Origin of the sequence: Neobacillus pocheonensis (assembly GCF_050477905.1) — a bacterium.
In the GTDB taxonomy this organism is placed as follows: Bacteria; Bacillota; Bacilli; order Bacillales; family Cytobacillaceae; genus Neobacillus; species Neobacillus pocheonensis_A.
Genome location: NZ_JBCNAD010000001.1, coordinates 169358 through 182451 on the forward strand (window position 1 = coordinate 169358; position 13094 = coordinate 182451).

Consider the following 13094-nt stretch of genomic DNA (forward strand, 5'->3'; position numbering starts at 1 on the left):
ACTTTAACATATTACTAACATTTTTTAACACGTTATTAACATTATGCACTTATCAGTCCTACTATGACTAAAGTACTGCAGCTAACATAAAATTCTAAAAAGCATCATATATTGCTGTCGACATGGTTTATTTTTCAAAAAAGGTGGAGAAGCCAAATGGTGCTTTCGTTAAGTATACTGTTAGTTTTCCTCCTAACAAGTTATGTTACCTACCTAACGTACCTGAAAAGGAAAAAGATCACAACGATGACCGGCATGATGGTCAGCATGTCCAGCTCGACAATGGCAAGCCTGACACTGGGAATAATTCTAGCGATTAGTCTGAAAGATAATGATTTAATCCTGCCAACAATGATCGCGGTGTCGATCGGTATGGTAATCGGTCATCTAACCGGAAAGCCCGTATCCCTCCTGGCCTCATTAAATGGCATCCTCTCCGGCATCATGGGCGGGATGATGGGGGCAATGTTAGGCGTTATGTTAAACCCGAGCACCGCAGTAGTCATGATCTACTTTATTATTGTTGTCTTTGTATTGGTCAACATCCTTCTTATTCTCTTAATCCATGAACAAACACAACTCTCTGGCAAAAGACCCTAGAGTTGTGTTATTTACAAGATTGAAAGAGCGGCATGCAGCCTGCTCTTTTTTTCATTTAGCTGTGTTAAAGTCAGTGTTTAATTTGCACCTTGTTGATTGGAGCGGAGGGCACTCGACTCCTGCGGGATAGAGAGGTCACTGGAGACCCCACAGGCGCCAGAGCGCCGAGGAGGCTCCAGGACCTCCCCGCGGAAAGCGAGTGCCCGGAGCGGAAATCAACAACCAAATTTAACACAGCCCTTCTTGTATAAAAAAGTTTCCCCCCCACCCTGTCGTTTCTACCTCCTAATCCCTATATAAAAGGTGAAAGGAGGTGAGAGACAATGGCACAAGCATTACTAGAAGGTACAAAGCTTCGCTTAGTTTTCGAAGCTGGCATGGATGAGAAGGGCAACCCTCTTTACAAAGCCAAATCGTATAGCAATGTCAAAAAAGAAGCAACGGCTGACCAGTTCAACCAAGCAGCCCAAGCGATCGGCGCATTAACCAACGCCGTCCTAAACAAAGTCGAGCGAAACGACAGCTCCGAAATCCTTTAATCAATGAAGCTTACAAAATGAAGCGATAGGAGGTGAAAAAAATGGCTAAAACATTAGAATTGCAATTTGGTACGGAGTTTGGCAAGACAGCTCGTTTATCAATCGATAATCCAAAGGAACCGGTTGATGAGGCGGTTATTAAACTTTCAATGGCACAAATTATTGCATCAGAGGTTTTCACTACTGCTAGCGGCAAATTTGTAGATGCAAAAGGAGCAAGAGTCATTGACCAAAATGTAACTGAATATGAACTTGTATAAATAAGAGGAGGCCGGATTCACGTTCACGTTGAAGCCGGCCTTTTTTTCAAGACTCTTTATAGAAAGGAGCGAATCCTCGTGGAGCAAATCATTCCAATCATCAGCGAGGTAGGATTCCCTATCGTGGTGACCCTTTATCTACTTTACCGGATTGAGTCAAAGCTTGATATGGTCGTTCAATCGATACAGGATCTTCCCGATAAAATGAAAGCATAAAGGTAAAATCGATCATTCGCTAAATTACTAAACACCTCAGGGCATTTAATTCTTTCAAGAAACATACCCGCCAAACACGCAGGAAGCCGTTTGCTTGTAAAAAGCATACGGCTTCAATTTCTTCACAACCCAAGAGAATAACAATAGACTACTCTTGCTCCACTCCTGGCTTTCGCTCTTGGTTCGTACCTGATCCCGAACGGGCCAATCTCTCTTTTACCCTCGGATCAATACCCTCCGTCCGTGTCTGCCAAATGCTATATTTAATCGAATTTGGTGAATTTGTACTTTCATTTTTCATGATTTCCACCTCCATTACTATCGTTTCTACATTGGATAAATCTATACGGAGAAATAAAATGGAGCAAAAGTGGAAAATTAAATAAAAACTCGTTATAGGAGATGATGAAATGGATCTATCCGTCATTTGGAAATCCCTCGTATTGGTCATGTCAGGGATTTTACTGCTAAAAATATCAGGAAGAAAATCAATTGCCCAAATGACCTTGGCACAAACCATTGTCATGATCGCCATTGGCACTATAATTGTTCAACCAATTGTCGAAAAGAGTGTAACAAGAACCATCGTTGCATCTGCCGTTTTTGTGGGAGCCTTACTAATTATAGAATACTTACAAATCAAGATTAATTCTGTTGAAAAATTTCTGACCGGCCAATCTAAGGTCGTGATTGAGAATGGCATCTTAAATGTTCAAACATTAAAAAAGCTGCGGATGACCGTCGATCAACTGGAAATGCGGATGCGTAACGAAGGACTTACCAAAATCGAAGACATCAAATATGGTACTATTGAACCTAATGGCCTGCTTGGATACGAACTAAAAGATGAAGCCAAACCCGTCACTGTCGGGGAACTAAAAAAATACTAGACCTTTATTTTTCAAAAGAAAATGCTCCTTTCCCCACATCAAATAAAGAACAACCGAACATCTTTACTGAAATTAATGAACCAAACACAAAAGACCATCCTAGCTATTTGCAATAGGATGGTTTTTTCCACTCAAAATTAGCAATTTAGCGACTTCCAGCTCACATGGGAAGGGTCTTTTAGTGGGTTAAATTTCGTTTTTGCCTTTAACACCATTAATAGAGTAACTAACTGTGATATCTGCATTCAAAGAATGGGAGACGGAACAATATTTGTCTTTTGACAATTGAATCGCCCGGAAGACCTTATCTTCAGGAAGATCCCCTTCTAACGCATAATGAATGTTAATTGTGGTAAATCGTTTAGGATGATCATCAGCACGTTCACCCTTCACATCCATATGAAAAGACGAAGGCTCTAACCGCATTTTATGTAAAATGGAGATGATATCAATCCCAGTACAGCCAGCAACTGCTTGCAGCAGCAGTTCCATCGGCCTCGCACCGGAATTCTCTCCACCAACTTCAGGAGCCGCATCCATATTAATTTCATGCCCGGAGGGAGTAACCCCTGAAAATGCCATTTTCTCTTTCCACTTAATCGTTAACTCCATATCTATACCCCTTTCATTTTGATATTGTTGCCAATCGAAGTCTTCCTTATTTGTTGACTCTGTTAAATTTGGCTGTTGATTTCCGCTCCAGGCGCTCGCTTTCCGCCAATTGGGTTTTCATGGTTGAATCTGAAACAACGGTCTAACCTTTGAATCCGCGGCAATATGCTCAGGAAAAATAAATCCCTTGGCATCACGCAAAAACTTTATGCCCATTTGTTTAAAACATTCATCCACGAATTCCGAACAAATATAGGCATTATCATCTTTGTGCTTGCCGATTCCTAAACCAACACGGGCAACAATCCGGGCAATTTCATCTTTATCATAGTTTCGATTGAGCATATCGACCGCATTGCCTAGCATTCTGTTAATTTTTCCACTATCAAAATAAGGGTTACCAACCTCATCATGCCGAGCCAAATACATCTCACCGTTATACTTTTTCATACTATTTTCATAGTTATAAAGGTAATGAGACAGCGGGACCGCCCTGACGCCGTCATCCTCCACGCTCTCCAAAACCACGACCCGGTCATTCCAATAGCACAACAAGGCCACATGGCTAAACATAGAATCCGACACCTTCTTAATCAGCTCACTTACAATATGGCGGCCGCTGCAAAATAAAAGATCACCAGTCTTAATCTCATTCCTTGCAAATTGATATGAAAGCTGATTTACTCCAATAAATTTACTGGTACCCATACAACTCACCCCTCAATAGTTCTTGCCCAATGCATACCCAAGCATTTTTATATATTCAGAAATAGTAATCATGATACTTTTGTTATTTTTCCACCACTTCGCTCTGTTAAAATAACGATCCTTTGCACCGGAATAATAAAGCTTTATCTCCGAATTTTTAAAATCACGGTCAAAAATCATTTTGACTCTTTTCATATGATAATTCGACGAAACCACGATGGCGGAATGAATTGGATAGCTCTTCAAAATTTGGCGGGTAAAATGGGCGTTTTCATAGGTGCTATCAGCACGTTCCTCGAGGATAATCGCACTTTCTGGAACGCCAAGCTTTAGGGCATGTTCCTTCATCAACCTAGCGGCTGTCACATCGTTATAAATCGTCCCGCCAGAAATAACAAAATACTTTCCATAGCCCTGATGAAACAACTCAGCAGCCTTTTCCACTCTTTCTCCGCGGTCACCACTTAAGACAACAATCGCGTCTGCCTTTTGGATCCCTTCCTCAACCGTCAGGAACTTTCCTGCATTCATCAAAAAAACGACAAAAACAACGGACAAAACGATAAAAACCCCAAACATTATTTTACGCTTCATCATAAAAAACACCCTAAGAATAATTTATAAATCTATTATACCTTAAACCGAAATCGCTCCAACAAACGAATAAATTTTATTAAAAAAGAAAAAAATATCTTAAAAATGGTAAGGGGAATTTACTTTGGTTAAAACAATTAAACCAAGAAAGATTGGTTCCAAAAGGGCTGCACCCATCAAAAAGGTTCCACTGGCAGAAAAAATCACACTAACTGAAGAAGTTTTACTGGCAGAAAAAGTTCCACTAGCAGAAGAAGTTTCACTAGCAGAAAAAGTTTCAGTAACAGAGAAACTTACTTCCGCTGAAATAGGAAAACTCTGGGCGACCTATATGGGAAACAGCATGTCTAAATATATTCTAAGCTACTATCTGCAGCACGTAGAGGATAAAGAAATTGAAAAATTATTGAATCACGCTCTAACATTAGTACATGATTTTATGTCTACCGTTGAAGGAATATTTAAAAAAGAAAACTATCCGATACCAATTGGTTTTTCGGATAAAGATGTGAATCTTGGGGCTCCCAGATTATTTGAAGATCAGTTTTATGTTCATTATTTAAAATACGCAGCCAAAGCCGGGCTCAGCATTTATAGTGTCGCCATCCCTCTTGTGTATAGAGAGGATGTAAAGGAATTTTTCATTCACTGCATGAATTCCACCATTGAATTAATGCAGCATATCAAAGAAATTTTAATGAAAAAAGGCTTTATCATAAAACCTCCTTACATTCCAATACCGGAAAAGGCAACCTTCGTACATAAAGATTTTCTAAATGGATATTTTGGGGAAATACGGCCATTACACGCCCTAGAAATCACCCATCTTTATGACAATATTGAAAATAATGTGACAAGCAAAGCGCTTATCCTGGGTTTTAGCCAAGTTGTCAAATCGGAACGGATTCGAGAATTATTTTTAAAAGGCAAGGATATTACCTATAATAATTTAGAACGGTATATGCATAAACTACATGTTGAAAACTTGCCTTCGCCGTCCTTTCTCGACCATTTAGTCACGACCTCCACGGTTTCACCTTTTTCAGATAAAATCATGTTGTTCCATAAAGTGGATATGTTCTCAATGAAGATCAGGGCATTTGGAAATTCAACTGCTGTAAATGGAAGGCATGATATTGGCTTCATGTATGCAAGGTCGTTAATGAATATCTCATTATTTGTAGAAGAAGGCGCAAAAATCATGATTGAAAACGGCTGGATGGAACAGCCGCCAGAAGCGGTCAATCGTGAGAAATTAAGATCCAAATGAAATCTCTGCACACAAAAGGACGAGAGCAGTTTCCCCCCTCGTCCCCTTTTTAATTCATACTCCGCAAATCAAATAATTGATGAAGGACCCGCGTCAATCCCATTCTGGCGGGCCCGTTAAGAAGGACAAACCTATTAAACTTCTAAAAGATACTGGTTAAAAACAGCTTTCAAGCGCATCGTTTTTCCTGAAACGTTCTTAATCGTGTTGTTGTTTAACGCATATGCCTCAAGAGTATGGAAGTTTGCGCGGCCCTCGACGATATCAAGGCCAATTCCCTTTGTGAAGCTGCTGTAGCGATCCACAATCACATCTTCAAACACACAGTCTTCGATTAATTTATGGGCAACCTTCAAGCCTCTTGCAAAAGCATCCATTCCAGCCACATGAGCATACACTAAATCTTCTGCTTCAAAAGACGTTCTTCTTACCTTGGCATCAAAGTTTAACCCACCGTGGCCTAAACCGCAATTGGTCTTTCATCGTTTTTCCGTCGATGACTTATTCATAAGCTACTTTTTTTCACGCTTCCAAAATACGTCATAGTTTGAACCATTTCTATTCCCTCCTAGTATTAGCAAACTACCTTTTCTTTAGTTTATTGCTTGGATAAACTAACTTGATTTCATCTTACAAAATTAAACGCTTTAATAAACTATTATTTTTGAACTTTTTATGTATGACTTAGGCGATAATTGATTTATAATGGTTATATATTTAAAAAACTTAATTTAACGCTCGAACAAAAGAGGTGTAAATCCAAGTGGTCATTGCCGATCAACTACTAGTCAAAAAAATCAATCAGAAAGTACTGTTAAATGAGATTGTTGCCAATTCCCCTATCTCGAGGGCAAGACTTTCTGAAATCACGGGATTAAATAAATCCACCGTTTCTTCACAGGTCAATACATTAATTGAAAAGAACCTTATTTTCGAAATTGGCCAAGGAAAATCGAGCGGCGGAAGAAAACCAGTTATGCTTGTTTTTAATAAAAATGCTGGATACTCCATCGGAATCGATATTGGCGTAGATTTTATCAATGGGATTTTAACGGATTTAAAAGGGAATATTGTGCTCGACGCTTATCACCCCTTAGAAAATCCTAGCGCTGAAAAGATTAAAGAGCTTTTATTTTCAATGATTGAACACTTTAAAAATCAGATGCCGGAATCACCTTACGGGTTAATTGGCATTGGATTATGCGTACCAGGCCTTGTCAATACAGAGCAAAAAATCATCTTCACCCCAAACCTAGACTGGAATTATGGCCTTGATTTAAAAAAGCTGATCGAGAAGGAATTCCAGGTACCTGTTTTTATCGAAAATGAAGCAAATGCTGGCGCCTACGGTGAAAAAGTTTTTGGCACAGCAAAAAATTACGAAAACCTGATCTACGTAAGCGTTGGTACGGGAATCGGGATTGGCATCATCATTAATAATGATCTCTATCGAGGGGTGGGCGGTATTGCCGGCGAGATGGGCCATGTTACCATCGATTTAAATGGCCACAAATGCAGCTGTGGAAATCGGGGGTGCTGGGAATTATATGCATCAGAAAAAGCCTTGATGAAATCACTGCCAAATCAGCATCAGAAGGCTTCCCATCAGGAATTGATTCATCTTGCCAACCAAAATGATGCAGAAATCTTAATGGCCTTACAAAACTTAGGATACTATTTAGGGATTGGGCTGACTAGCATTCTCAATACGTTTAATCCACAGGCCATCATTATTCGCAACGACTTAGTGGAGGCCTTGCCAATGGTAGTAAACTCGATTCGAAACTCAATCTCATCGCGAATCTATAACCAATTAGAAAACAATTACGAGCTCTTGCTGTCTTCCTTAGGGAAAAATGCCCCGGCATTAGGTGCATCGTCGATTATGATTGAAAGTTTCTTAGAGATGTTTAGTTCGTAAAAGTTGGCGACTCGATTTGCTTTTCTCAGCAACGATCGGTCGCCAACAAAAATTATCCTATTATTACTACTCTACACGCATATCATCATTTTTTAATAATTTAGCCACTCCCATTCCTACTACTAACCCAGGCAAACCGCCTACCGCTCCGGCTAAGGCCACTCCAATTTTCACCCCTGTAGGAGTTTCCGACCGAATGATGATTTCTTCTGCACGGCCTTTACCCTTATTTACTTGATCTAATCCTTTACAATTACTGATATGAACCGGCTTTGTCTCAATTTGCCGATCAAACACACCGAAATAATAATGATATTGCCGAACAATGACATTCGTTGAACGTTTGGTCGTACAATTTTTAAAATCACAGTCTTCTACAAAGACTTTAGCCCCTGAAATTTTTTCATAAGTTGAACCTTGAATAAGAAATCCATCATTGATTTCCACACCATCAAATAAGCATTTCGAAATCTTATTGGAGTCCGTGTGCTTCCCACAACTAAATTCAAAACTGGCATCAGCTACAAGGCCAGATAAATCATGAACCAGATTATAAAATTCACAAAATTCAACTGTGATGCCCTGGCCTTTCACGATCCCGTTTTTACAGTTAACAAACTGACAATTTTTTATCGAAAAATCATCACCTCTAGTAATGTCCTGACAATCTTTGAAAAGGCAATTTGTAATCTTCGTCTTAGAATCGTAAGTACCTTCAATAACCTCTTTACAAGCTTCAAAACTGCATTCACTAATACTGGCCGCATCACTAATACACTTATCTACATTTGTAAAATTGCAATTCGCATATGTACCTGAAGCAATATTAAACAAAACAAGCTTGGTTTCTTCTCGACCAACCGTTTCAATTCCACGCACAACACAATTATTGATCTTTACAGAACCTTGAATATAAATGATGTTGCCAAAATATATATCGTCACCTGGTTTATTTTGGTCATTAAAATAAATTTGGGTATTTGAAATTTCCCCTCTGAGCTTATTACCCTGACGCCAGCCATTGTCATGAATAAAATTTTCCCCTGGTGAGTTAATTAAACAATTCTGTATCGTAAGGTTAAACTCATTTTTCATTTTGATAAAATGACTGCAATCATTAAACACACTATTTAGTAGAATAAATTCATTATCGCCTTCACCTTGAATAAAAGAGTTTTTATCGATGCTGTGACAATGCACCTGACAATTAGAAAATGTAATACTAGCACCTTCTGAGAGCGTTATTTCGTCTGAGTCATTCGTTTCATTGTAATGAACAATACAATTATCAAATTGTAAATGCCCCTCACAATTAATATAGGCACTTATATGGACGATTCTGTTCTTAATGACCTTAAGTTCATCACGAGGAATATATAAAATACTCTTAATATTCATTTCTTCTAATTCGATCGTCTCTTCTTCAAAGGTCACTTCTGGCATTTCAATGTAAAACTCTTCTTCTACCACATCAAAATTTCCGTATTTATCAATAAAACCAGCGACACCACGAAGATTGTACATAGCTGCTATTTTATTTTTTACTTCTCGAATCGTTTTGTTACCAAAATCGAACTCTTCCAGGAGTTCTTCAATTTCTTCAGGTAAATGGAAACTACAATTATGTAAAAAGCAGTATTCTAAACAGCAGGTTAATAATTTTTTCTTTGTCTCAATCTGGTCAATCGACTCCAAGGAGGCTTTGATATCCATTTCTTGTGCGCCAGCACCAATATAAGTGAGAATCTGATTGGCATATACACGCTGATTCTCTGAGACTTGATCAAAATGATGCATGAGATAAAACAAGAGTCCGCCAAGGATTTCACCTTGAATCTCAGTTAAATCGCCAATATCTGTTTCTTTAGTAATCCCTAAAATACAGCGATTTTCTAACTGGTTAAATCTTTTTGCTAGTAAAACATCGTTCGCGGTTAATCTCTCAATATTATCAAACGCTTCAACCACCATGTCTGAAATTCTCGCATCCCGCTCGGAAAGACGGACCAGAATCTCCATGATCATTTGTTGCGCTTGAGCTAAACTTCCAATTTGATTAGCCATTCTTTTTTCGTTTTTCTTAGAGAAAGTCACCATATCAAAAACTCGATGAAACCACTTTTCTTTCTTTATTTGTTCAAACTGGTCTTGGGTTGCTGAAGCTAATTGATGTGATGCTAGCTTCAAATCGTCAAAACTGCACTGATTGCTAGCGTAATAGTCATAGTCTAAAATCAATTCTTGTTGCGCCATCGTCTATCTCTTTCCCTTCATCAAATGTTCGAATTCATCAAAGTTTTGTTCTATTTTTTTCACTTTTGCTCTTACTCTATTTGAATTGAAGTGGACCCTACTCTCATCTTTTTCAATTCTCCTAATACTTTCTTCAAGATTCATAGACATGCCATAAACATACCCTGAGGCATGTAATATTTCTGCAAAGGCCCCTTTTCCAAAAACCTCATCTAAAATATTGGTTAACGTCTTATTCAGATAAATGCCAATCGCCATACCTGCGATAAACCCTAATGGTCCTGCGGGAAGAAAAAGCGTAACGGAAGCCATCGTCCCCCCCATCAATGCCCCTTTTAACGTATCTTGGCCAACGCCTGCAAGGGCCTCTTTCTCAGAAATATCCCCATTTTTGTATTTTAAATAGTGGCTAATCCCTGATACAGTCAAACCAATAGCTGCTCCAATAACAGCACCTTGAAAGGCTTTCTTAGAAACCTCCTGCAACGTGACCGTGGTATGCGCTTGTCCGGCAGCAATCTTATCTTTAAGCCGTTCGGTAGATTGCTTCACACTACCCGTATTATTTAGTTCCTGAACATTTAATTGTTTTTGGGCTTGTTTTAATGTATTTGCATAGTCTACATCTCCATTTTGTACCGCTTTTTCGATATTGCGAGCGAGTGCCTTTTTTAGAGCTCCTTCTGTACCATCAATCCCTACTAAAGTATCGTCTGGCTTCAATGTTCCATTTTTTAACGCTTTCAGAACATCGCTAACATTGGTCCCTAATCCTTTACTGCTTTGGGCTGCTTTTATTGTTGTTTTCGTAATTTCTTCTTTCGTAAACCGATTGATCGTAACACCATCGACTCCAGGAGCGTTTGTCATTTTTTCACCAAGGAGCTGATATTTCTCGAAAAAACTACCCAACTGTCCTTGTTTCCAACGGAGCCAATCCACCTCTTGCCCGGTTCCATTAAGTTTTTTTATAAGAAGATCTAATTGCCCCTTGGTTGCCTGATCCAAATAGTCCTTAGCACTTTGAGCATTTGCAAAAACACCTGATTTGGAATAGGCGTCGACATTTAGTTGCTTAAAAACTTGGATATCCCTGGCCAATTGATGTGATCCTTCAAACCTTAAATTCGTACCAGCGAGATTGTTAATTCTCTGCGCTACCCCATCTAACATTTGTGAAGTAGTTAAATGATATTGGCCAGCAACTGTAGCAAAATTGGCTGCTTCGGCTAAGATGCTCGGGTCTTTTTTCAGTTGTTTCAAATGATACGGACAAATTTCATTCTCTAAGTGAATTACTTTGCAACGTTTACAGTAATCAAACATTTATAAATGACACCTTTCAAATATTTAGTAAAATTGGTTCTTTTTAACTAAATGATTCTACTACCATAGTTCTATTTCCTCTATAAATGAAGAAATCGTGAAATTTATGTGCAATCATACTTCCCATAATGTCAAAAAATGCTGTCGATATTTTTTTGAATATTGTGAACCCTTTTTGGTTGATTACTAGATTTAGAAAATGATACGATTATACACGGATTTGAAAACGCTATCATTTCCAAAAAATATCATAGTTGTGCATTCTCGTTGGGTGTACATAAGACAAAGGGAGGAAGAACATTTGAGTCAAGTAACAGTCGGTCTAAAAGAAAAAGTAGAGAAATTCCTATTGGGGAAAAAGAAACTGTACATTGATGGTCAATTTGTTGAAAGTCTCTCACAAAAAACATTTGATACTTATAATCCGGCTACTGGTGAAGTACTTGCAGCGGTTTATGAGGCAGGACCAGAGGATATTGATCGCGCCGTAAAAGCCGCTCGTCAAGCTTTTGATAAGGGGCCATGGTCCAGAATAGGCACTGCCGAGCGCAGCCGCTTAATGTACAAATTAGCCGATTTAATGGAGCAGCACAGAGAAGAGCTTGCCCAATTAGAAACACTCGATAATGGAAAACCAATCCGTGAAACCTCCAACGCTGATATTCCTCTTGCTGTTGAACATATGCGCTACTATGCCGGTTGGGCAACAAAAATCGTTGGCCAAACGATCCCAGTCAATGGACCGTTCTTGAACTATACACGCCATGAAGCCGTAGGCGTGGTTGGACAAATTATTCCGTGGAACTTCCCTTTATTAATGGCCATGTGGAAGCTTGGCGCTGCTCTGGCAACAGGTTGTACCGTCGTTCTAAAGCCTGCTGAACAAACGCCGCTATCTGCTCTATACCTAGCCGAACTCATTCAAGAAGCCGGATTCCCGCCAGGTGTTGTCAATATTGTTCCTGGCTTTGGCGAGACAGCCGGTCAACCGCTTGTCGACCACCCACTTGTAGATAAAATTGCCTTCACCGGCTCCACAGAAGTCGGAAAATCCATTATGGAAAAAGCCGCAAAAACACTAAAGCGGGTAACACTAGAGCTTGGCGGTAAGTCGCCGAATATTATCCTTCCAGACGCTGACCTTACACAAGCGATTCCAGGTGCGTTAAATGGGGTTATGTTCAACCAAGGCCAAGTTTGCTGTGCGGGTTCAAGGGTCTTTATCCAGAAAAAGCAATTTGATAATGTCGTCGCAGACATGGTCAGCCATGCGCAGAAAATCAAGCAGGGCGCCGGCCTCCATGCTGACACTGAAATTGGTCCACTGGTATCAGTCGAGCAGCAAAAACGCGTTCTCGGCTATATCGAAAAAGGCGTGCAAGAAGGAGCAGAATTGCTAGTCGGCGGTAATCAGCCATTTGAACAAGGCTATTTTGTTTCGCCAACGATCTTTGCCGATGTCCGCGATGAAATGACGATTGCGAAGGAAGAAATCTTTGGTCCAGTTATTTCCGCCCTGCCATATGAGGATCTGGATGAACTGATTGACCGTGCGAACAATAGCGAGTATGGCCTAGCTGCAGGCGTCTGGACAAGAGATGTGGCGAAAGCTCATTACATTTCCAGCAAACTTCGCGCAGGTACGGTTTGGGTAAACTGCTATAATGCATTTGACGCCGCATCACCATTCGGAGGCTACAAACAATCCGGAATCGGCCGCGAAATGGGATCTTATGCCTTAAACAACTACTCCGAAGTCAAAAGTGTTTGGATCTCCATGAAGTAGAAATGGTGACAGGCACCATTCGTGGACAAATGTCCTCCTAGGGTGGATTTTTATTCTGTGGTTTGCATCTATTTTTATAATGATAATTAAAATGGCTCAGTGCACTTACTGAGCCATTT

Annotated in this window: 14 protein-coding genes and 1 pseudogene; 8 read left to right on the top strand and 7 right to left on the bottom strand. The window is 39.7% G+C overall.

The window, feature by feature from the left end; all coding sequences use genetic code 11:
- Positions 1-156: 156 nt before the first annotated feature.
- From ABES02_RS00810 to ABES02_RS00825, 4 genes are all read left to right on the top strand, one after another.
- Positions 157-600 carry a hypothetical protein gene (locus ABES02_RS00810; RefSeq protein WP_430129515.1) on the top strand — a complete coding sequence of 148 codons (444 nt, stop codon included), beginning with the start codon at positions 157-159 and terminating at the stop codon, positions 598-600.
- Positions 601-923: 323 nt separating this feature from the next.
- Complete coding sequence (locus ABES02_RS00815; RefSeq protein WP_430129518.1) at positions 924-1139, top strand: DUF1659 domain-containing protein; 216 nt, start codon at positions 924-926, stop codon at positions 1137-1139.
- A gap of 41 nt (positions 1140-1180) precedes the next feature.
- Positions 1181-1399, top strand: coding sequence for a DUF2922 domain-containing protein (locus ABES02_RS00820; RefSeq protein WP_430129521.1), 219 nt, complete (start codon positions 1181-1183; stop codon positions 1397-1399).
- 78 nt (positions 1400-1477) lie between these two features.
- Positions 1478-1615, top strand: a complete 138-nt coding sequence (locus ABES02_RS00825) for a YvrJ family protein (protein ID WP_430129524.1) — start codon at positions 1478-1480, stop codon at positions 1613-1615.
- A 148-nt stretch (positions 1616-1763) separates the two neighbouring features.
- Here ABES02_RS00825 and ABES02_RS00830 read toward each other — a convergent pair whose 3' ends face one another.
- Positions 1764-1916, bottom strand: coding sequence for a hypothetical protein (locus ABES02_RS00830; RefSeq protein WP_430129527.1), 153 nt, complete (start codon positions 1914-1916; stop codon positions 1764-1766).
- Positions 1917-2025: 109 nt separating this feature from the next.
- Here ABES02_RS00830 and ABES02_RS00835 point away from each other — a divergent pair, with 109 nt between their 5' ends.
- A complete protein-coding gene (locus ABES02_RS00835; RefSeq protein WP_430129530.1) occupies positions 2026-2505 on the top strand; it encodes a DUF421 domain-containing protein in 480 nt (159 codons plus the stop codon).
- Positions 2506-2691: 186 nt separating this feature from the next.
- Here ABES02_RS00835 and ABES02_RS00840 read toward each other — a convergent pair whose 3' ends face one another.
- The 3 genes from ABES02_RS00840 to ABES02_RS00850 form a co-directional block, all read right to left on the bottom strand.
- Complete coding sequence (locus ABES02_RS00840) at positions 2692-3117, bottom strand: OsmC family protein (protein WP_430129532.1); 426 nt, start codon at positions 3115-3117, stop codon at positions 2692-2694.
- A 117-nt stretch (positions 3118-3234) separates the two neighbouring features.
- Entirely contained in the window at positions 3235-3825 is a 591-nt protein-coding gene (locus ABES02_RS00845; RefSeq protein ID WP_430129535.1) for a YiiX/YebB-like N1pC/P60 family cysteine hydrolase, read from the bottom strand.
- Between the two features lie 12 nt (positions 3826-3837).
- Complete coding sequence (locus ABES02_RS00850; RefSeq protein ID WP_430129538.1) at positions 3838-4419, bottom strand: YdcF family protein; 582 nt, start codon at positions 4417-4419, stop codon at positions 3838-3840.
- A 226-nt stretch (positions 4420-4645) separates the two neighbouring features.
- Here ABES02_RS00850 and ABES02_RS00855 point away from each other — a divergent pair, with 226 nt between their 5' ends.
- Positions 4646-5689 carry a DUF3231 family protein gene (locus ABES02_RS00855; RefSeq protein WP_430129713.1) on the top strand — a complete coding sequence of 348 codons (1044 nt, stop codon included), beginning with the start codon at positions 4646-4648 and terminating at the stop codon, positions 5687-5689.
- A 134-nt stretch (positions 5690-5823) separates the two neighbouring features.
- Here ABES02_RS00855 and ABES02_RS00860 read toward each other — a convergent pair.
- Positions 5824-6162: pseudogene (locus ABES02_RS00860) on the bottom strand (xylose isomerase); the annotation flags it as partial.
- Positions 6163-6452: 290 nt separating this feature from the next.
- Here ABES02_RS00860 and xylR point away from each other — a divergent pair.
- The gene (xylR, locus tag ABES02_RS00865) at positions 6453-7610 is read left to right on the top strand and encodes a transcriptional repressor XylR (protein WP_430129541.1); all 1158 of its coding nucleotides are present in this window, start codon (positions 6453-6455) and stop codon (positions 7608-7610) included.
- A gap of 66 nt (positions 7611-7676) precedes the next feature.
- On the opposite strand, the gene ABES02_RS00870 is transcribed toward xylR, so the two are convergent.
- Both ABES02_RS00870 and ABES02_RS00875 read right to left on the bottom strand, forming a co-directional pair.
- Complete coding sequence (locus tag ABES02_RS00870; RefSeq protein WP_430129544.1) at positions 7677-9863, bottom strand: hypothetical protein; 2187 nt, start codon at positions 9861-9863, stop codon at positions 7677-7679.
- Positions 9864-9866: 3 nt separating this feature from the next.
- Positions 9867-11189, bottom strand: coding sequence for a hypothetical protein (locus tag ABES02_RS00875; protein ID WP_430129547.1), 1323 nt, complete (start codon positions 11187-11189; stop codon positions 9867-9869).
- A gap of 301 nt (positions 11190-11490) precedes the next feature.
- Here ABES02_RS00875 and ABES02_RS00880 point away from each other — a divergent pair, with 301 nt between their 5' ends.
- A complete protein-coding gene (locus ABES02_RS00880; RefSeq protein WP_430129550.1) occupies positions 11491-12975 on the top strand; it encodes an aldehyde dehydrogenase family protein in 1485 nt (494 codons plus the stop codon).
- Positions 12976-13094 lie beyond the last annotated feature (119 nt).

What these genes read in the sequence shown, in the direction of transcription:
- ABES02_RS00810 (WP_430129515.1), top strand. Translation starts at nt 157, where the DNA reads ATGGTGCTTTCGTTAAGTATACTGTTAGTTTTCCTCCTAACAAGTTAT.
- ABES02_RS00815 (WP_430129518.1), top strand. Translation starts at nt 924, where the DNA reads ATGGCACAAGCATTACTAGAAGGTACAAAGCTTCGCTTAGTTTTCGAA.
- ABES02_RS00820 (WP_430129521.1), top strand. Translation starts at nt 1,181, where the DNA reads ATGGCTAAAACATTAGAATTGCAATTTGGTACGGAGTTTGGCAAGACA.
- ABES02_RS00830 (WP_430129527.1), bottom strand. Translation starts at nt 1,916, where the DNA reads ATGAAAAATGAAAGTACAAATTCACCAAATTCGATTAAATATAGCATT.
- ABES02_RS00835 (WP_430129530.1), top strand. Translation starts at nt 2,026, where the DNA reads ATGGATCTATCCGTCATTTGGAAATCCCTCGTATTGGTCATGTCAGGG.
- ABES02_RS00840 (WP_430129532.1), bottom strand. Translation starts at nt 3,117, where the DNA reads ATGGAGTTAACGATTAAGTGGAAAGAGAAAATGGCATTTTCAGGGGTT.
- ABES02_RS00845 (WP_430129535.1), bottom strand. Translation starts at nt 3,825, where the DNA reads ATGGGTACCAGTAAATTTATTGGAGTAAATCAGCTTTCATATCAATTT.
- ABES02_RS00850 (WP_430129538.1), bottom strand. Translation starts at nt 4,419, where the DNA reads ATGAAGCGTAAAATAATGTTTGGGGTTTTTATCGTTTTGTCCGTTGTT.
- ABES02_RS00870 (WP_430129544.1), bottom strand. Translation starts at nt 9,863, where the DNA reads ATGGCGCAACAAGAATTGATTTTAGACTATGACTATTACGCTAGCAAT.
- ABES02_RS00875 (WP_430129547.1), bottom strand. Translation starts at nt 11,189, where the DNA reads ATGTTTGATTACTGTAAACGTTGCAAAGTAATTCACTTAGAGAATGAA.